Origin of the sequence: Ramlibacter sp. (assembly GCF_035706265.1) — a bacterium.
In the GTDB taxonomy this organism is placed as follows: Bacteria; Pseudomonadota; Gammaproteobacteria; order Burkholderiales; family Burkholderiaceae_C; genus Ramlibacter.
The window spans coordinates 1-17,070 of record NZ_DASSVG010000544.1 but is presented as its reverse complement, the minus strand read 5'-3'; the positions used below and the strand labels follow the sequence as shown (position 1 = coordinate 17,070).

Annotated in this window: 17 protein-coding genes; 5 read left to right on the top strand and 12 right to left on the bottom strand. The window is 72.0% G+C overall.

The genetic code is table 11. The annotated features are described in order from the left end of the window. Position 1 precedes the first annotated feature (1 nt). The 7 genes from VFM98_RS19490 to VFM98_RS19460 all read right to left on the bottom strand — a co-directional run bounded on the left by VFM98_RS19490 (position 2) and on the right by VFM98_RS19460 (position 7,586). Entirely contained in the window at positions 2 to 1,000 is a 999-nt protein-coding gene (locus tag VFM98_RS19490; RefSeq protein WP_325111554.1) for a tripartite tricarboxylate transporter substrate binding protein, read from the bottom strand. Between the two features lie 22 nt (positions 1,001 to 1,022). Next, positions 1,023 to 1,601 carry a carbon monoxide dehydrogenase subunit G gene (locus VFM98_RS19485; protein ID WP_325111553.1) on the bottom strand — a complete coding sequence of 193 codons (579 nt, stop codon included), beginning with the start codon at positions 1,599 to 1,601 and terminating at the stop codon, positions 1,023 to 1,025. Positions 1,602 to 1,619: 18 nt separating this feature from the next. Further along, entirely contained in the window at positions 1,620 to 2,798 is a 1,179-nt protein-coding gene (locus VFM98_RS19480) for a vWA domain-containing protein (protein ID WP_325111552.1), read from the bottom strand. A 17-nt stretch (positions 2,799 to 2,815) separates the two neighbouring features. After that, positions 2,816 to 3,721 carry a MoxR family ATPase gene (locus tag VFM98_RS19475; protein ID WP_325111551.1) on the bottom strand — a complete coding sequence of 302 codons (906 nt, stop codon included), beginning with the start codon at positions 3,719 to 3,721 and terminating at the stop codon, positions 2,816 to 2,818. Positions 3,722 to 3,837: 116 nt separating this feature from the next. Next, complete coding sequence (locus tag VFM98_RS19470) at positions 3,838 to 4,632, bottom strand: xanthine dehydrogenase family protein subunit M (protein ID WP_325111550.1); 795 nt, start codon at positions 4,630 to 4,632, stop codon at positions 3,838 to 3,840. Positions 4,633 to 4,653: 21 nt separating this feature from the next. Next, positions 4,654 to 7,026, bottom strand: a complete 2,373-nt coding sequence (locus tag VFM98_RS19465) for a xanthine dehydrogenase family protein molybdopterin-binding subunit (RefSeq protein WP_325111549.1) — start codon at positions 7,024 to 7,026, stop codon at positions 4,654 to 4,656. Positions 7,027 to 7,118: 92 nt separating this feature from the next. Continuing rightward, entirely contained in the window at positions 7,119 to 7,586 is a 468-nt protein-coding gene (locus tag VFM98_RS19460) for a (2Fe-2S)-binding protein (RefSeq protein WP_325111548.1), read from the bottom strand. A gap of 189 nt (positions 7,587 to 7,775) precedes the next feature. On the opposite strand from VFM98_RS19460, the gene VFM98_RS19455 reads away from it, so the two are divergent. The 4 genes from VFM98_RS19455 to modC all read left to right on the top strand — a co-directional run bounded on the left by VFM98_RS19455 (position 7,776) and on the right by modC (position 11,543). Next, complete coding sequence (locus VFM98_RS19455) at positions 7,776 to 8,900, top strand: sigma-54-dependent Fis family transcriptional regulator (protein ID WP_325111547.1); 1,125 nt, start codon at positions 7,776 to 7,778, stop codon at positions 8,898 to 8,900. Between the two features lie 87 nt (positions 8,901 to 8,987). Further along, the gene (gene modA, locus VFM98_RS19450; RefSeq protein ID WP_325111546.1) at positions 8,988 to 9,749 is read left to right on the top strand and encodes a molybdate ABC transporter substrate-binding protein; all 762 of its coding nucleotides are present in this window, start codon (positions 8,988 to 8,990) and stop codon (positions 9,747 to 9,749) included. A 13-nt stretch (positions 9,750 to 9,762) separates the two neighbouring features. Further along, entirely contained in the window at positions 9,763 to 10,446 is a 684-nt protein-coding gene (modB, locus tag VFM98_RS19445; RefSeq protein ID WP_325111545.1) for a molybdate ABC transporter permease subunit, read from the top strand. Next, positions 10,443 to 11,543 (top strand): molybdenum ABC transporter ATP-binding protein, encoded by a 1,101-nt coding sequence (modC, locus tag VFM98_RS19440; protein ID WP_325111544.1) that lies wholly within the window; start codon positions 10,443 to 10,445, stop codon positions 11,541 to 11,543. Before modB ends, modC begins: the two co-directional genes overlap by 4 nt. 18 nt (positions 11,544 to 11,561) lie before the next feature. On the opposite strand, the gene VFM98_RS19435 is transcribed toward modC, so the two are convergent. Then, positions 11,562 to 12,026, bottom strand: coding sequence for a hypothetical protein (locus tag VFM98_RS19435; protein WP_325111543.1), 465 nt, complete (start codon positions 12,024 to 12,026; stop codon positions 11,562 to 11,564). 97 nt (positions 12,027 to 12,123) lie between these two features. On the opposite strand from VFM98_RS19435, the gene VFM98_RS19430 reads away from it, so the two are divergent. Then, positions 12,124 to 13,659 carry a glycine betaine ABC transporter substrate-binding protein gene (locus VFM98_RS19430; protein WP_325111542.1) on the top strand — a complete coding sequence of 512 codons (1,536 nt, stop codon included), beginning with the start codon at positions 12,124 to 12,126 and terminating at the stop codon, positions 13,657 to 13,659. A gap of 120 nt (positions 13,660 to 13,779) precedes the next feature. Here VFM98_RS19430 and VFM98_RS19425 read toward each other — a convergent pair whose 3' ends face one another. The 4 genes from VFM98_RS19425 to VFM98_RS19410 form a co-directional block, all read right to left on the bottom strand. Beyond that, on the bottom strand, positions 13,780 to 14,535 hold the full coding sequence (locus tag VFM98_RS19425) for a GNAT family N-acetyltransferase (RefSeq protein ID WP_325111541.1): 756 nt from the start codon (positions 14,533 to 14,535) through the stop codon (positions 13,780 to 13,782). A 14-nt stretch (positions 14,536 to 14,549) separates the two neighbouring features. Beyond that, on the bottom strand, positions 14,550 to 15,473 hold the full coding sequence (locus VFM98_RS19420) for a DUF5996 family protein (protein ID WP_325111540.1): 924 nt from the start codon (positions 15,471 to 15,473) through the stop codon (positions 14,550 to 14,552). Next, the gene (locus VFM98_RS19415) at positions 15,470 to 16,792 is read right to left on the bottom strand and encodes a HAMP domain-containing sensor histidine kinase (RefSeq protein WP_325111539.1); all 1,323 of its coding nucleotides are present in this window, start codon (positions 16,790 to 16,792) and stop codon (positions 15,470 to 15,472) included. Before VFM98_RS19415 ends, VFM98_RS19420 begins: the two co-directional genes overlap by 4 nt. Further along, positions 16,785 to 17,070, bottom strand: a 286-nt coding sequence (locus tag VFM98_RS19410) for a winged helix-turn-helix domain-containing protein (RefSeq protein WP_325111538.1), incomplete at its 5' end; no start/stop codon positions are given. The genes VFM98_RS19410 and VFM98_RS19415, both read right to left, overlap by 8 nt.

Here is a 17,070-nt window from a genome sequence, read left to right as displayed (position 1 = left end):
GTCACTCCGCCAGCGGATGGATGCCGAGGCGCGCCAGCAACTGGCGCTCGCGCGCGGTCACTTCCTGCACGAAGCGGCCGTAGTCCTCGGTGTTGAGGTACTCGGGCTCCTGGTCGTACTTGGCGATCTCCTGCAGGTGGATCGGGTCGAACAGGGCGGCGCGGAAGGCGTCGTGCAGCTTGCGGACGATGGCGCGGTCCACCCCCGCCGGCGCGCCGATGCCGTAGGGCGAGGTGTAGACGGCCAGCGGGTGCCCCAGTTCGCGCAGGGTGGGCACCTGCGGCCAGCGCTTGCTGCGCTGGGCGTTGAAGGTGGCCAGCAGGCGCAGCTTGCCCGTCTCCACGTAGGGCGCGAAGCCGGTGGAGTTCACGCCCACCATCAGCGTCCTGGTGGCCACGGCGAGCATCTGGTCGGCCGTGCCCTTGTAAGGCACGTGGATGTAGCGCACGCCTTCCTTCGAGAGCACGTCCTCCATCGCCAGGTGGGCGGTGCTGCCGATGCCGGTGGAGCCCACCGTGAGGCTGCCGGGATGCTCGCGCCCCCAGGCCACCATCTCGCCGAAGCTGTGGAAGGGGCTGTCCGCCGGCACCACGATGCCGAAGGTGACGCCGGAGATCTGGATCACGGGCGTGATGTCGCGCAGCGGATCCCAGGGCACCTTGCGCTGCAGGGGCGCGCGGTAGAGCGTGATCGGCAGCTGGCCGATCACGTAGCCGTCCGGCACGGCGGCCCGCAGCGCCGGGCCCACCAGCGTGCCGGCGGCGCCGGGCTTGTTGTCGACCACGATGCTCTGCCCCAGCTGCTTGCCGGCGAGCTCCGCCAGGATGCGCATGGTGAGGTCGGTCTGGCCGCCCGCCGGCCAGGGCACGATCAGCGTGATCGGCCGGGCGGGCCAGGCCGCCGGCTGCGCCAGCGCGAAGACCGGACAGGCGACGAGGCTGGCGCAGGCGCCCAGCACCGTGCGGCGGCGCAGGGTGGCGTGGCGGTGCGCATCGTCCATGGTGGCTCCCCTTTCATGTGCTTCAGCGCGCGAGCAGCAGCAGCGCGACCAGCACCACGGCGCCGAAGGCGATCCACACCCACAGCGGCATGCGCTTGCCGGGCGGTTCCGCCAGCGGCGACGGCGCCTCGGCGACGGCGTAGGCCTCCGGGTGGCGGCGCTGCATCTCCTCGTCGAAGCGGCGGAAGAAGTCGTCGGCCATGGAGCGCGCCACGCCGTCCACCAGCCGCTGCCCCACCTGGGCGATCTTGCCGCCCACCTGGGCCTGCGCCGTGTAGGCCAGCTCGCAGCCGGCGCCCTCGGCCGGCGGCGCCAGGTTCACCTTGGCGCTGCCCTTGCCGAAACCGGCGGCGCCGCCGTTGCCCTCGAAGGTGAGGGTGTAGCTGTTGGGCGCCATCACGTCCAGCAGGTGGATCTTGCCGGCGAACTTGGCGGCCACCGGGCCGACCTTCACGCCCATGCCGATCGCGTACTGGTTCTCGCCCGCCGGCTCGACCTTCTCGCAGCCCGGGATGCACACCTTGAGCACCTCCGGGTCGTTGAGCGCGTCCCAGGCCTGCTGCTGGGTGACGGCCAGGTGGCGGTTGCCTTGCATTTCCATCGTTGTTTCTTCCTGTCGTTATTGTTCGAGGAGCGTGGCGAGGCTGGAGGCGAGCTCCTCCAGCTTGCTCAGGTTGTGCACGGCGAGCATCGCGTGCGCATGCCGGTGCAGCACCGCGGCGCCGCGTGCGAGCGGAGCATAGCCTTCGAAGCGCAGCAGCGGATTGAGCCAGAGGAGGCGGCGGCAGCGGTGCGTGAGCCAGTCGAGTTCGCGCGCGAGGTCCTCCGGCTCGCCGGTGTCGAGGCCGTCGCTGACGACCAGCGCCAGCGTGCGGCGGCCGACCAGCCGGCGCGCATGGCGCTGGCGCAGCGTGGCGAGCGATTCGCCCAGCCGCGTGCCGCCGGCGAAATCGTCGATGGCCGCGCTCGCGGCGGCCAGCATCGCATCGGTGTCGGCGAGGCGGAAGGCCGGCGTGAGGTCGGTGAGATGGGTGCCGAAGGCGAACACGTCGCGCCGCCGGTGCGCGCGGGTGGCAGCGTGCAGGAAGGCGAGCAGCAGCCGGGCGTAGCGCTCCATGGAGCCGGAGATGTCCACCAGCACCAGCAGCGGCAGCGCCTCGCGGGTGCGCTGCATGCGCCGCAGCACCATCAGCTCGCCGCCGGTGTGGGCGGCCTGGCGCAGGGTGCGGGCCCAGTGCAGGTGGCGGCCGCGCGGGCCCGCGCGCATGCGGCGCATCGCCACTTCGGGCACCGGCAGGGCGACGTCGCGCGCGAGCCGCTCGACCAGGTGGAACTCGCTGGCGGAAAGCGCGTTGAAGTCGGCGTGCTTCAGGCGCGCGAGGGTGCTGGCCGTCATCGCGGCGTCGAACTCCACCTCCTGCTCGGGCTTGCGTTCGCCGCCGCCGAACTTCTTCTGCGGCGCCAGCGCCTCGGCCACGCGCGGCCGGCGCTGCGCCTTCGCGGGCGCCTTGGCCGAAGGCAGCATCTGCGCCAGCAGGCGGTGGGCGAGCTCGGGGTCGCGGAAGAAGGCGTCGAACAGCTCGCGGAAGACGGCGCGCTCCTGCTCGCGGCTGACCAGCACGGCCTCCAGCGCCGCGCCGAGATCCTGCTTGTCGTCGACGCCGACCAGTTGCGCGGCCTCCTGCGCCAGCGCGATGCGGGCGCTGTCCACCCGCAGCCCGGCGCGGCGCAGCGCGCGCCCGAAGCCCGCGATGTTGTCCGCGAGCTTGCCGCTGCGTGCGTCGCCGAGGGTCGTCATCGCCTTGCGCTGCCGGTCTACACCGGCTCCGCTTCGGGCTTGAGCAGCTCGGTGGCGAGCTCGCGGGTGAGCGCGGCCACGTCCTCGCGCTGCTTGAAGAGGATGCCGGCGGTGTCGGTCACCACCTCCGGGTCGAGGGTGAGCGTGTCCAGCGCCACCAGCGCCTTGGCCCATTCCACGCTCTCGGCGATGCCGGGCGCGCGCTGGAAGGCATTGGCGAAGGGCTGGCTGCGCAGGCGCCCGACGAATTGCGCCACCTGCTGCGAGAGCGACTCGCTCGCCTCGGGCACGCGCGAGCGCACGATGGCCAGCTCGCGCTCGCGCTCGGGATATTCGAGCCAGTGGTAGAGGCAGCGGCGCTTGACGGCGTCGTTCAGCTCGCGGGTGCGGTTGCTGGTGAGGATGGTGACCGGCGTCGCCCGGGCGCGCACCGTGCCGATCTCCGGGATGCTCACCTGGTACTCGCCCAGGTACTCCAGCAGGAAGGCCTCGAAGGGCTCGTCGGCGCGATCCACTTCGTCGATCAGCAGCACGGCGCCGGGCTCGGGCGCCTGCAGCGCCTGCAGCAGCGGCCGGCGGATCAGGTAGCGGTCCTGGTAGACCTCGCGCTCGATCTGTTCGGCGCTCTCGCGCCCTTCCGCGGCGCGCATGTGCAGCAGTTGCGCCGCGTAGTTCCACTCGTACAGCGCCTCGCGCAGCTCCAGCCCGTCGTAGCACTGCAGGCGCAGCAGCACGCGTTGCAGGGCGACGGCCAGGGACTTGGCCAGCTCCGTCTTGCCGACGCCGGGCTCGCCTTCGAGCAGCAGCGGGCGCTGCAGTTTCAGCGCGAGGAACACCGCGGTGGCGAGGCGCCGCTCGGCAAAGTAGCCGGCGGACTGGAGGGCGGATTGCAGGGCGTCGATGGAGGGGAAGGGTGCGGTCATGCTGGCATGGGGGATGTTGCTCCCTCTCCCGCTTGCGGGAGAGGGCTGGGGTGAGGGTGTGCGCCGTGCTCCCCCTCACCCTACCCTCTCCCCGAGGGGAGAGGGAGAAGTCCGGACTAGCCGCCCAGTTTCGCGACCGCCCGCTGCGTCAGCACCGACACCAGGTTGGCCCGGTATTCCGCGCTGCCGTGCAGGTCGCTCGAGAGCTCGCTGGCGTCGATCTTCACCGCTGCCGCCGCGGCCTGGGTGAAGTTCTTCGCCAGCGCCTGCTCCAGCCCCTGGTGGCGGAACACGCCGCTGCCGCCGCCGGTGACCGCGACCCGCACGCCGCCATCGGTCTGCGCCACGAAGACGCCGAGCAGGGCGAAGCGCGAGGCCGGCTGCCGGAACTTCACATAGGCTGCCTTCTTCGGGATCGGGAAGCGCACCGCCGTGATCAGCTCGCCCTCCTGCAGCGCCGTGGTGAACAGGCCCTGGAAGAAGTCGTCGGCCGCGATGCTGCGCTGCGCGGTCTGCACCGTGGCGTTCAGCCCCAGCACCGCCGCCGGATAGTCCGCCGCCGGGTCGTTGTTGGCCACGGAGCCGCCGAGGGTGCCGAGCGCGCGCACCTGGCGATCGCCGATGGTGCCGGCCAGTTCGGCCAGCGCGGGGATCGCCGACTGCACTTCGCTGCTCGCCGCCACGTCGGCATGCCGCGTCATGGCGCCGATCACGATGTCGTTGCCCTCGCGGCGGATCCCGGCCAGTTCGGCGATCCCGCCCAGGTCGACCAGCAGCTCCGGATTGGCCAGCCGCAGCTTCATCGAGGCCAGCAGGGTCTGGCCGCCGGCCAGCACCTTGGCGCCGCCGGCCTGCGCCGCCCGCTGCGCATCGGCCAGCGAGGCGGGACGTTCGAAGGTGAATGCGTACATATGAGGTCTCCTTCGTGTTCTTCAGGGCTTCGCGGCCTGGATCGCTTCCCACACGCGGCGCGGCGTGGCGGGCATGTCGAGGTCCTTCACGCCGAGGTCGCGCAGCGCGTCGAGCACAGCGTTCATCACCGCCGGCGGCGAGCCGATGGCGCCCGCCTCGCCGCAGCCCTTGGTGCCCAGCGGGTTGTGCGTGCAGGGCGTGCAGACCGTGTCCAGCGTGAAGCTGGGGAAGTCGTCGGCGCGCGGCATCGTGTAGTCCATGAACGAGCCGGTCATCAGCTGGCCCGTGTCCTTGTCGTACACGCACTGTTCCAGCAGCGCCTGGCCGATGCCCTGCACCAGCCCGCCGTGCACCTGGCCCTCGACGATCATCGGGTTGATGATGGTGCCGAAGTCGTCCACCGCCGTGAAGCGGTCGAGGCGCACCTGGCCGGTGGCCGGATCGACCTCCACCTCGCAGATGTAGGTGCCGGCCGGGAAGGTGAAGTTGGTCGGGTCGTAGAACGCGGTCTCGTTCAGGCCCGGCTCCAGCTTGTCGAGCGGGTAGTTGTGCGGCACGTAGGCCGTCAGTGCCACCTGCCCGAAGGTCACCTTCTTGTCGGTGCCCTTGACGCGGAACTCGCCGTCGGCGAACTCCACGTCGCCGTCGCCCGCTTCCATCAGGTGCGCCGCGATCTTCTTGGCCTTGGCCTCGATCTTGTCCAGCGCCTTCATGATGGCGGCGCCGCCCACCGAGATCGAGCGCGACCCGAAGGTGCCCATGCCGCAGGGGATGCGGCCGGTGTCGCCGTGCACCACGTCCACGTTCTCCACCGGGATGCCCAGCCGCGCCGCCACCACCTGCGCGAAGGTGGTCTCGTGGCCCTGGCCGTGGCTGTGCGCGCCGGTGAACACCGTGACGCTGCCGGTCGGGTGCACGCGCACCTCGCCGCACTCGAACAGGCCGGCCCGCGCACCGAGCGCGCCCGCGATGTTCGAGGGCGCGATGCCGCAGGCTTCGATGTAGCTGCTGTAGCCGATGCCGCGCTTCAGGCCCTTGGCTTCGCTCGCCTTGCGGCGCTGCTCGAAGCCCTTCACGTCGGCCAGCGCGTTGGCCTTGAAGAGGGCCCCGTGGTAGTCACCGGTGTCGTACTGCAGCGCGACGGGCGTCTGGTACGGGAACTGGCTGATGAAGTTGCGCTCGCGGATCTCGTCCTGCGGCAGGCCCAGCTCCCAGGCCGCGCGCGAGGCGAGGCGCTCGAGCACGTAGGTCGCCTCGGGGCGGCCGGCGCCGCGGTAGGCATCGACCGGCGTGGTGTTGGTGAACCAGGCGTCCACCTCCACGTAGATCTGCGGCGTGGTGTACTGGCCGGCCAGCAGCGTGGCGTAGAGGATGGTCGGCACCGCGCTCGCGAAGGTGGAGAGGTAGGCACCCAGGTTGGCATCGGTGTGCACGCGCAGGGCGAGGAACTTGCCCTGGCTGTCCAGCGCCAGCTCGGCGTGCGTGACGTGGTCGCGCCCGTGCGCATCGGAGACGAAGGCCTCGGCGCGGTCGGCCGTCCACTTGAGCGGGCAATTGAGCTGCCTGGAGGCCCAGGTCAGCGCCACGTCCTCGGCATAGAGGTAGATCTTGGAGCCGAAGCCGCCGCCGACGTCGGGCGCGATCACGCGCACCTTGTGCTCGGGCAGGCCCAGCACGAAGGCCGTCATCAGCAGGCGCTCGACGTGCGGGTTCTGGTTGGCGACGTAGAGCGTGTATTCGTCGGTGGCGCGGTTGAACTGCGCCACCACCGAGCGCGGCTCCATCGCGTTGGGCACCAGCCGGTTGTTGACCAGATCGAGCTTCGTCACGTGCTGCGCCTTGGCGAACACGGCGTCCACGGCGCTCTTGTCACCGATGGCCCACTTGTAGCAGCGGTTGTCGGGGGCGATGTCGTGCAGCGGCGTGGCCGTGGCCGCCTCGCGCACGTCCACCACGGCGGGCAGCACGTCGTAGTCGACCTCCACCGCCTCGGCCGCATCGCGGGCCTGTTCCAGCGTGTCGGCCACGACCAGCGCGACGTGGTCGCCGACGTAGCGCACCTTGCCCTGCGCCAGCACGGGATGCGGTGGCTCCTTCATCGGCGTGCCGTCGGTGCTGGTGATCAGCCAGCCGCAGGGCAGGCCGTTGACCTTGCCCACGAGATCCTGGCCGGTGAAGACCCTGGCGACGCCGGGCATGGCCGCGGCGCGCGAGGTGTCGATGCCCTTGATGGTGGCGTGCGCATGCGGCGAGCGCACGAACACGGCGTAGCGCTGGCCCGGCAGGTTGATGTCGTCGGTGTACTGGCCCGAGCCGGTGAGGAAGCGGTAGTCCTCCTTGCGGCGGACGGCTTCGCCGATGTGCGGCAGCTTGGCGAAATCGGATGCACCCATGGCGTGTCTCCGGTAAACGTTGAAGGTTGAGCGTTGAGCGTTGAGCGTCGAGCGAGAAAGGCATTCCACGCCGAACGTGGAACGCCGAACGCTCAACCCTTCATCGCCGCCTGGCCCTGCTGGACGGCCTTGACGATGTTCTGGTAGCCAGTGCAGCGGCACAGGTTGCCGTCGAGCTGTTCGCGGATCTGTTCCTCGCTCGCGTTGGGCGTGCGCTGGCACAGGTCGATCGCGCTCATCACCATGCCGGGCGTGCAGAAGCCGCACTGCAGGCCATGGCATTCCTTGAACGCGGCCTGCATGGGATGCAGCGTGCCGTCCGCCTGCGCGAGGCCTTCGATGGTGGTGATCTCGGCGCCGGGATGCTGCAGCGCCAGCGTGTTGCACGACTTGATGGCACGGCCGTTCACGATCACCGTGCAGGCGCCGCACTGCGCCGTGTCGCAACCCACGTGCGTGCCGGTGAGGTGCAGGTGCTCTCGGATCGCGGTGACCAGGAGGGTGTTCGGCGCGACGTCCAACGACGCGGCCTTCCCGTTGACTTTGAATGAAACCAGCATGTCTTTTGTCTCCTGAGAAGGAACTCCGGGGAAGGGCATTGTTGAATTCCAGCCGGGGGCACTCGCTAGGCGAAACCCTAGGTTCCATGGACACTCGAACGAAATTCTCAAAATGGAACAGGCCCGGACAGATTGCCGTCAGGCAACGCCCGGAGACTGACCCGCGGAGACAAACCCAGGAGCGGCTCCATGAACGTTGCCGGGACCACGGCCGCCCACGAGCGGCTGCAGCAGATCGAGCGCGTGCGCCGGGCGGTGCTGGAGGAAGGCCGCGCGCTGACGGACGTGCTCGTCCATGCGTGGTACGAACGCGCGTGGATCGAGCGCTCGTGGCGCCGCTGCCTGCAAAGCGGCCAGCGCCCGCAGGACCGCGTGGGCTTCGACCTCGTGTCGCAGCAGCACATGCGGCGGGTCGAGGAAGCGAACCACACCCTGGTGGCCGCGGCGCGCCCGGTGCTCGAACAGCTCGGCCGTGCAATCGCGAGCACGCGCTACTTCGCCGTGCTGACCAACGACGAGGGCATGGTGGTCGATGCCCACGGTCCCATCGACCTGGGCGACCCGCGCGCGCAAGTGATCGCGCGCATCGGCGCCGATCTGTCGGAGCGCGCGGTCGGCACCACCGCCATCGGCGCGGCGCTGTCCGAGCTGCAGCCGGTGTGGCTGCACCGCGGCGAGCACTTCTTCGAGGACACCAGCTGTTACAGCTGCGCCGGCGCGCCGCTCTTCGGCCCCGACGGCCACTGCGTCGGCATGCTGGACCTGACCGGCATCGACGCGGCGGAGCGGCCCGAGCTGAAGCACCTGGTGGCGCAGTCGGCCCGCAGCATCGAGAACGCGCTCGCCCTGTCGCGCCCGCACAAGCTGGTGCTGCGCCTGAACTGGCCCGGCCGCCTGCTGGGAGACGACGACGACGGCATCGTCTGCCTCGACCGCGACGGCTGGGTGACCGGCAGCAACGGCGCGGCGCGCCAGCTGCTCGCCGGCCTGGCGCAGGCGGCGCACGGCCCGGTGCACTGCAGCGAACTGTTCGCCCAGCCCTGGGAGCCGCTGTACGACCTGGCCCGCGCCAGCGAGCACACGCCGGTGGAAGTGCCCCTGTGGTCCGGCCTGCGGCTCGCCTGCCTGGCGCAGCCCGCCGGCGGCGCGCGCGCCGGCGGCGCGCGCCTGCCCCTGCGCGACGTGGAGATCGCATTGATCCGCAAGGCCGTGAACGACGCCCGCGGCAACGTGATGGAAGCGGCGCGCGCACTGGGCATCAGCCGCGCCACCGTCTACCGCAAGCTGGCGCAGAAGGCCGCCGAGCGGAACTGAGTGTTTACCCGGCCCGCCGCGCATCGCGGGAATGGGTGAGAGGCAAAAACGTTCATGGTCCATATACTCGGCTTCTGTAGCTCGACCATGGCTCTCCTCGCCCGCGCCTTCACCTTCGCCGCTACCCTGCTCGCCGCCGGGGCCCTGCAGGCCGCGCAGGTGCGCGTGGCCGTGGCGGCCAGCATGGCCGCGCCCATGCAGCGGCTGGCGCTCGATTTCGAGCGGGCCACCGGCCACGAGGTGGTGCCCTCGATGGGTTCCACGGGGCGCTTCTACGCGCAACTGCGCGGCGGCGCGCCCTTCGACATGCTGCTCGCCGCCGCCGACGACATCCCCGAGCGGCTGGAGCGCGAAGGCCTGGCCGCGCCGGGCGGCCGCTTCACCTACGCGATCGGCCGGCTGGTGCTGTGGAGCCTGGATCCGCACCGGGTGGATCCGCACGGCGACATCCTCAAGAAGCCGCCGCACGGCCGACTGGCCATCGCCGATCCGCGCCTGGCACCCTACGGCGAGGCGGCGGTCCAGACCCTGGCGCGCCTGAAGGTGCTCCCGGCCTGGCAGCCGTCGCTGGTGCACGGCGAAAGCGTCGGCCAGGTCTTCCAGTACGTCGCCACCGGCAACGCGTCGCTCGGCTTCGTCGCGCTGTCGCAGGTGATGAGCGAGGGCCGCATCGTGCGCGGCTCCGGCTGGATCGTGCCGCTGGACTACCACCTTCCGTTGAAGCAGGAGGCCGTGCTCCTCAACGGCGGGCGCAACAACCCTGCCGCGCTCGCCCTGATGGACTACCTCAAGAGCGAGCCGGCCCGCGCCATCCTGCGCGGCTACGGCTACGAGTTCGACAGGCACTGAGAACCGGCGACGGATGCCCATCGCTCGCGACGACCTGCTGGCGATCTGGCTCACGCTGAAGCTCGCGGCATCGACCACGGTGCTGCTGCTCGCCCTCGCGACGCCGCTCGCCTGGTGGCTGGCCCGCACCCGCTCGCGCCTGCGCGCGCCGGTGGCGGCCTGCGTCGCCCTGCCGCTGGTTCTGCCGCCCACGGTGCTGGGCTTCTACCTGCTGGTGGCCTTCGGGCCGCAGGGCTGGGGCGGCCGGCTCACCGAGGCGCTCGGCATCGGGCTGCTGCCCTTCACCTTCGGCGGGCTGCTGCTCGGATCGATGCTGTACTCGCTGCCCTTCGCCGTGCAGCCGCTGCAATCCGCCTTCGAGGCGGTAGGACGGCGGCCGCTGGAGGCGGCGGCCACGCTGCGCGCCTCGCCGCTGGACACCTTCTTCCACGTGGTGCTGCCGCTGGCCCGCGGCGGCATCGTGCAGGCCGCGGTGCTCACCTTCGCGCACACCATCGGCGAGTTCGGCGTCGTGCTGATGATCGGCGGCAACATCCCGCTGCAGACCCGCGTGGTGTCGACGCAGATCTACGGCCACGTCGAGGCGCTGGAATACGCGCAGGCGCACTGGCTCTCGGCTGGCATGGTGCTGTTCTCCTTCGCCGTGCTGCTGGCGCTGGCGCGCCTGAACCGGCGCAGCACGAGGCTGCTCGGGTGACCGCGCCGATTTTCATTCGGGCGGAGCTGGCGCGCCCCGGCTTCACCCTGGACATGGACCTGGAGCTGCCGCCGCGCGGCATCACGGCGGTGTTCGGCCCTTCGGGCTGCGGCAAGACGACGCTGCTGCGCTGCGTGGCGGGGCTGGAGCGTCCGCGTGCGGCCCGCATTTCCGTGCAGGGGCAGGTCTGGCAGGACAGCATCGAGGGCGTGTTCCTGCCGCCGTGGCGCCGTCCCCTGGGCTACGTGTTCCAGGAAGCGAGCCTGTTCGACCACCTGGACGTGCGCGGCAACCTGGAGTTCGCGCTCCAGCGCCGCAAGGGCGGCGAGAACGGCAACGGCAGGGACCGCGGCTTCGAGCTGCCCGCCCTGCTCTCGATGCTGGACATCGGCCACCTGCTGGCGCGCCGGCCCCACCAGCTCTCCGGCGGCGAGCGCCAGCGCGTCGCCATCGCCCGCGCGCTGGCCACGCGGCCCCGCCTGCTGCTGCTGGACGAACCACTGGCCGCGGTGGACGTCGCGCGGCGGCGGGAAATCCTGCCCTGGCTGGAGCGCCTGCGCGACGAGCTGCACGTGCCGATGCTGTATGTGACGCACGCGGCCGACGAGGTGGCGCGGCTGGCCAGCTACCTGGTGCTGATGGAGTCCGGCCGCTGCCTCGCCGCGGGGCCGCTGGCCGAAACGCTGGCGCGGGTCGATCTGCCCCTGCTCGCGGGCGACGAGGCCGCGGCCCTGCTCGAAGGCGAGGTGGAAGAGATCGACGCGCGCTGGCACCTCGCCCACGTGGTGTTTCCGGGCGGCAGCCTCTGGGTCGCCGATTCCGGCCTGATCGCCGGCCGTGCCGTGCGGGTGCGCGTGCTGGCCCGCGACGTGAGCGTCGTGCGCGAACCGCCGCATGGCAGCAGCATCCAGAACGTGCTGCCCTGCCAGGTGCGCGCCATCGCGCCGGCCGGCCATCCCTCGCAAGTGACGGTGCAGCTCGCCTGCGGCAGCACGCTGCTGCTGGCGCGCGTCACCGCGCGGGCGGTGCACCAGCTCAAGCTGGCCGTCGGCGACCCGGTGTGGGCGCAGGTGAAGTCGGCGGCGTTGGTGGGGTAGGCGCGAAGAGGCGGCAGCCTACGAATTCCAGTCGCCGCCGTCGAATCCGCCGGCATCGTCCCAGCCGAAGTCGCCGAAGCCCTGCGGGTCCGCCGCCGGATCGAACGCATCGATGCCCGCATCGTGCGCGAGTGGCGAGTGGCTCTGGTCCGCGTGCGGCGCCGTGGGCTCCGCGGCGTGGCCCGGCGCCTGCCCTGCGTGCCCCTGTCCTTCGTGCCCCTGCTCGAAGGCACGCCGCCCGAACTCCTGCGCGATCGCGGCGCCGGCGCCGATCGCCAGGCCCGTCGCCATGCCCCGCGCGATCGAGGAACCCATCCCTTGCTGCGGCGGCGGCATGCCCGCGCCCCAGGCCGGATCGGGCCGCCCGAAGGCGTCGTCGCGCGCGTAGGGCGAAGGCGGCACCGGCGGGCGCAGCGGCCGCGGCCGGCGCCACCACAGCACGAGCGCGATCACCAGCAGCAGGAGGATCAGGAGCGGGGTCATGGACGGAATTGTCAGGGCACGGATGTCCCCATTGTGGGACCGGACGCGCCGACTTCAAGGCAGCCCGCGCGGAATGCGGACATACTGCGCGGCAGCCATGACGTTCCTCCGCCTCCTCCTGCTGCTCCTCGCGCTGGCGGGTGCGTGGGCGCCGGCGCGCGCGGCCGATCCCCTCGTCGTCGGCTCCAAGCGCTTCACCGAGAGCTACATCCTCGGCGAGATCGTGCGCCAGGCGCTCGCGGCCGGCGGGGTGGCGGCGGTGCACAAGCAGGGGCTGGGCAACACCGCCGTGATGGAGCAGGCGCTCGCGAACGGCAGCATCGACGTCTATCCCGAGTACACGGGCACCATCGTCCGCGAACTGCTCAAGCAGGACGGCGCGCCCTCGCTCGCGCAGCTGAATGCGGCGCTCGCCCCGCGCGGGCTGAAGGTGGGCGTGCCGCTCGGCTTCAACAACAGCTACGCGCTGGCCATGCGCGAGGACGACGCGCAGCGGCTGGGCATCGCCACGATCTCCGACCTGGCGCGCAGCGACGCGCCGCTTCGCTTCGGCCTCTCGCACGAATTCCTGGTGCGCGGCGACGGCTGGCCGGCCCTGCAACGCGCCTACGGACTGCGCTTCACGCCCGGCAGCGGGCTCGACCACGGCCTCGCCTACCAGGCCCTGGCTGCGAAGCAGGTCGACGTGGTCGACGCCTACACCACCGATGCCCAGATCGCGCGCCTGAAGCTGCGCGTGCTGCGCGACGACCGCGCGTTCTTCCCGCGGTACGACGCGGTGCTGCTGATGCGCGCCGCGGTCGACGAGCGCCCGCTCGCGGCACTGGCCGGCCGCATCGACGACGAGGCGATGCGCGGCCTGAACGGCGAGGTGGAGATCGACGGCAAGTCCTTCGAGGCGGTGGCGCGCGAGTTCCTGGCGCGCGGGCAGGCGCGGCCCGCACCCGCAGCATCGGGGCCGGCGGCGCCGACCTCACCCGCGCGCGGACAGAGCTTCCTGCAGCGCCTGTTCGCGCCCGACCTGCCGCGCCTGCTGCGCGAGCACCTGGTGCTGGTGTTCGCCTCGCTCGCCGTCGCCGTCGCGGTCGGTGTTCCGCTGGGCGTGCTGGCGCACCGGCAGCCGCGCTGGAGCGGCACGCTGATGGCGCTGGTGGGCATGGTGCAGACGGTGCCCTCGCTGGCGCTGCTCGCCTTCCTGATCGCCATCGTCGGCACCATCGGCTTCGTGCCGGCGCTGCTGGCGCTGTTCGTGTACGCGCTGCTGCCGATCGTGCGCAACACGCACGCGGGGCTCGCTTCGCTGCCAGTGGGCACGCGGCAGGCGGCCTTGGCGCTGGGCCTGCGCGACCTGCAGGTGCTGCGCAGCATCGAGCTGCCGCTGGCCGCGCCGACGATCTTCGCGGGCATCAAGACGGCCGCGGTCCTCAACGTGGGCGTCGCCACCGTCGCCACCTTCATCGGCGCCGGCGGCCTCGGCGAACGCATCGTGGCCGGCCTGGCCGTGAACGACACCGCCTTCATGCTCGCCGGCGCGGTACCGGCGGCGCTGCTGGCGCTGCTGACGCAGTGGGTGTTCGATGCCCTCGAGCGCTGGCTGCGGCGCTCGCCGGCCGCACGCGACGCCGGCCAGTAGGCTGGCCCGGCCCGCGGGCCGGGGAAGCTGAGCGGAGCGATGCCCAGCTTTGTGCGCGAACAATCGCTGGGCTTCGCGCGGCTCAGCACCAGCCTGCGAAGACCGCGCTCCGCGCCAGGGTCACGAACCGCCCTCGCCCACGGCTTTCTTCCAATACGCATACCCCCAAGCCGGCGCGAAGCCGCGACGTGCATACAGCGAGCGCGCCGGCACATTGCCTTCTTCCACCTGCAGGAAACAGCGCTCGATCCCCTGCTCGCGCGCCCGCCGCGCCAGCGCCGAGAGCACCGCGCCGGCAAAGCCGCGGCCGCGGAACGCCGGCAACGTGCGCATGCCGTGCACGCCGCACCAGCCGTGGCTGAAGCACCCGGCTCCGACCGCGACCGTACGTCCCTCCTGCCGCACGCTGGCGAATACGGAATCGCGCCCGCGGCGCAGGATGGCCAGGCGGCTCGCGCCGTCCACCGGGTCGAAGCCCTCGCCGAGGAAGACCTGCTCCCAGTCGGCGGCGGCGCTGTCACTCAGTTCGACCGCGGCGCTGCTTTCCGCCGGGCCAGCCAGATCGCTGACCCGCCCGACCATCAGCAGGGTCGGCTTGTACGCAACATAGCCGGCCGCGCGCAATTGCGCCTGCAACGGCGCGAATGCGGGCAGCTGCGGCACGCGCAGCACGGTGGCGAGGCCGGCCCCGGCATAGCGCTGCTCGATGCCCGCCAGCGTTCCCGGCTCCGGCGCCTCGTGGCGCAAGGGAACCGCGCTGTGGCAGCGGCCCACCGTGCCGTCGTCGAAGGGCAGCAGCCATCCGTTCCAGCTCTCCTGCGCGCGCGGCGGCACCCCGGCCAGGGTCGCACGCTCGATCGCCTCGATCTCGTCCATGGCTGCCATTGTCGCTACGGCAACGAGCACTCCAGCGCCGCACGATCCCAATGGCCGCGTTCGGCCGCGGCCTCGTAGGTGGACTGCAGGAAGGCGAGCAGCGTCGCGTCCGGATCGGCCGCTTCGCGCACGCGCTCGTAGGGCAGGACGAACTCGCGCAGCTCGTGGCTGTAGTACGCGCCCGGCGGCTGCACCGGCCAGTGCGCGAAACCCTCCGGCTCGGGATAGGCATAGGCATAGAAAGCCGGCTCACCGAGACCCGGGCCGGCCCAGAAGCCGCAGCTGCTCACCTCGTGCGAATAGGCTTCACGCATCACCCAGTCCGCCAGGTGCGGCGCACCGCCCGGATGCGGCGGCGCGGCGCGGCCCGAGAAGCGCGTGACGGCCAGGTCCATCGCGCCCCAGAAGAAGTGCACCGGGCTGCACTTGCCGCGGAAGCGCGCGCGGAAGATGCGCAGCACCCGGTCGGCCTGCAGCAGGATGCGCCACCAGCGCTGCGCCGCGTCGGCGTCGTAGGGCCGCGCCTGCGTGTCCTGCTCGAACGGCACCGCGTCGGCAATCTCGCTCGGCTGGGTGCGGATCTCGCACGGGATGTCCAACGAATGCAGCGCCTCGCGCACGCGCTCGTGGAACGACGCGACCGACTGCGGCTGCAGCGGCACGGCCGCCGTGCCGCCGTCGCTGGCGGCGATCTTCAGCGCGTGATCGATGAAGTCGAACTCGGCCTGCCAGAAGCGGTCGCCGCAGGGCAACGGCCCGCTCGTGATGCCGCGCGCCGTGAGCGCCATCGCGACGTGCCAGGAGTGGTTGGTCCAGGGCAGGCTCGCCAGCTTCAGCTTGCCCACCACCTGCATCCAGCGGTGCAGCGCGGCGTGGGTGTCCTGCCAGTCGGCGAGCGGCAGCGCCGGCCAGGCGGCGCGCGAGGGAGCGGGGATCATGCGGTCCTCCTTGCGATGGGCAGCAGCACGTCGGCGGCCAGGCCCGGCTGCGCATTGCGCAGCACGAGCCGGCCGCCGTGGGCCTGGGCGACCAGCTTGCACAGGTAGAGCCCCAGGCCGACGCCGCCGGTGGCGCGCTCGCGCGCGGCGTCGGGGCGGAAGAAGGGCTCGGCCAGCTGGGGCAGCACACCCGCGTCGACGCCGGGCCCGAAGTCGCGCACGGTGAGCACGACTTCGCCTTCACGCGCGGCGATCCGCACCAGCGGTTCGCGCGCCGCGCCGCCGTGCCGGCGCGCGTTGTCGACCAGGTTGCGCAGCAGCAGCCGCATGCGGGCGCGATCGAGCTGCAAGCTCGCCAGCGCCGCATCGGCCTCGATCTCCACCGGCGCATCCTGCAGCACCTCGCGCACGAACGCGGCGATGTCCGTCGGCTCGCGCTGCAAGGCCGCATGGCCCTGCCCGAGGCGCTCGCTTTCGAGCAGGTCGGTCACCAGGTCGGCCATCTCCTGCAGCTCGCGCAGCAGCGCCGCCCGCCGCGCGCCGCCCTCGCCCGCCTCCGGCAGCAGCTCGGTGTGCAGCCGCGCGCGCGTGAGCGGACTGCGCAGCTCGTGGCTGATGGCCAGCAGCAGCGCGCGCTTGGCTTCCAGCATCTGGTGGATGCTCGCCGCCATCGCGTTGACGTCGGCGGCCAGGTCACCCAGTTCGTCGCGGCGGCGCACCGGGATCGGCTCGCCGAACGTGCCGCGGCCGAAGCGCTGCGCGCCGGCGCGGATATCCTCCAGCGGCCGCAGCAGGCGACGCACGGCACGGTAGGCCACCGCCGTGAACAGCAGCACCGCCGCCAGCGTGAACCAGCCGATGCGGCGCGGCCGCTCCTGCCAGGGCCGCACGCTCAGGCCGAAGGCGATGCGGTGGCCGTCGGCCGTCGTGCGGGTCAGCAGGCTGTCCTCGCGGTCCGCCCAATGGGAATGCAGTTCCGTCCCAGCTTCGGGATGGCTGCGCCAGTGCAGCGCGGGGCCGTCGATCGCGATCGTGACGGGCAGGCGCGCCGCAATGGCCTGCGCGCGCTGCACGCTGGGCGGCGAGCCGATCTCGGCCACCAGCCGATCGACGTAGTCCGCGAGCAGCGGCCGCACGGCGCCGCGCCAGCCCTGCCCCAGCGCCGCCTGCATGCCGGCCACGAAGGCCGCCGTGATGCCCAGCGCCAGCAGCAGGAACAGCAGCACCAGCCGCGCGCGCAGCGAATGGCGCAGCCGCCGGTGCGCGCGCCGGTGCCAGCCGGCCGCGGGCGGCGCGGGAAGCGCGGCCGCGTCATCCATGCACCGCCTCCGCCGAGGGACGCAGCGCCAGCGCGTACCCGGCATTGCGCAGCGTCTTGATCGCGGCCAGCGGCTCCAGCTTGCGCCGCAGCCGGCTCACCAGGATGTCGACCGCCCGCGTGTAGAGATCGGCTTCGTGCCCGCGCAGCAGGTTGAGGATCTCGTCGCGGCCGAACACCTTGCCCGGCTGCCTCGCAAGCAGCAGCAGCAACTCGAACTCGGTGCTGGTCAGCTCCACCGGCGCGCCCTGGCGCTGCACGCTGCGCGTGACGGGGTCG

Bases quoted from the DNA above. Each gene is read 5' to 3' on its own strand.
- VFM98_RS19425 (WP_325111541.1), bottom strand. From the start codon at position 14,535: ATGGACGAGATCGAGGCGATCGAGCGTGCGACCCTGGCCGGGGTGCCG.
- VFM98_RS19415 (WP_325111539.1), bottom strand. From the start codon at position 16,792: ATGGATGACGCGGCCGCGCTTCCCGCGCCGCCCGCGGCCGGCTGGCAC.
- VFM98_RS19465 (WP_325111549.1), bottom strand. From the start codon at position 7,026: ATGGGTGCATCCGATTTCGCCAAGCTGCCGCACATCGGCGAAGCCGTC.
- VFM98_RS19455 (WP_325111547.1), top strand. From the start codon at position 7,776: ATGAACGTTGCCGGGACCACGGCCGCCCACGAGCGGCTGCAGCAGATC.
- VFM98_RS19435 (WP_325111543.1), bottom strand. From the start codon at position 12,026: ATGACCCCGCTCCTGATCCTCCTGCTGCTGGTGATCGCGCTCGTGCTG.
- modA (WP_325111546.1), top strand. From the start codon at position 8,988: ATGGCTCTCCTCGCCCGCGCCTTCACCTTCGCCGCTACCCTGCTCGCC.
- VFM98_RS19470 (WP_325111550.1), bottom strand. From the start codon at position 4,632: ATGTACGCATTCACCTTCGAACGTCCCGCCTCGCTGGCCGATGCGCAG.
- VFM98_RS19420 (WP_325111540.1), bottom strand. From the start codon at position 15,473: ATGATCCCCGCTCCCTCGCGCGCCGCCTGGCCGGCGCTGCCGCTCGCC.
- VFM98_RS19430 (WP_325111542.1), top strand. From the start codon at position 12,124: ATGACGTTCCTCCGCCTCCTCCTGCTGCTCCTCGCGCTGGCGGGTGCG.
- VFM98_RS19480 (WP_325111552.1), bottom strand. From the start codon at position 2,798: ATGACGACCCTCGGCGACGCACGCAGCGGCAAGCTCGCGGACAACATC.
- VFM98_RS19490 (WP_325111554.1), bottom strand. From the start codon at position 1,000: ATGGACGATGCGCACCGCCACGCCACCCTGCGCCGCCGCACGGTGCTG.
- VFM98_RS19475 (WP_325111551.1), bottom strand. From the start codon at position 3,721: ATGACCGCACCCTTCCCCTCCATCGACGCCCTGCAATCCGCCCTCCAG.
- VFM98_RS19485 (WP_325111553.1), bottom strand. From the start codon at position 1,601: ATGGAAATGCAAGGCAACCGCCACCTGGCCGTCACCCAGCAGCAGGCC.
- modB (WP_325111545.1), top strand. From the start codon at position 9,763: ATGCCCATCGCTCGCGACGACCTGCTGGCGATCTGGCTCACGCTGAAG.
- VFM98_RS19460 (WP_325111548.1), bottom strand. From the start codon at position 7,586: ATGCTGGTTTCATTCAAAGTCAACGGGAAGGCCGCGTCGTTGGACGTC.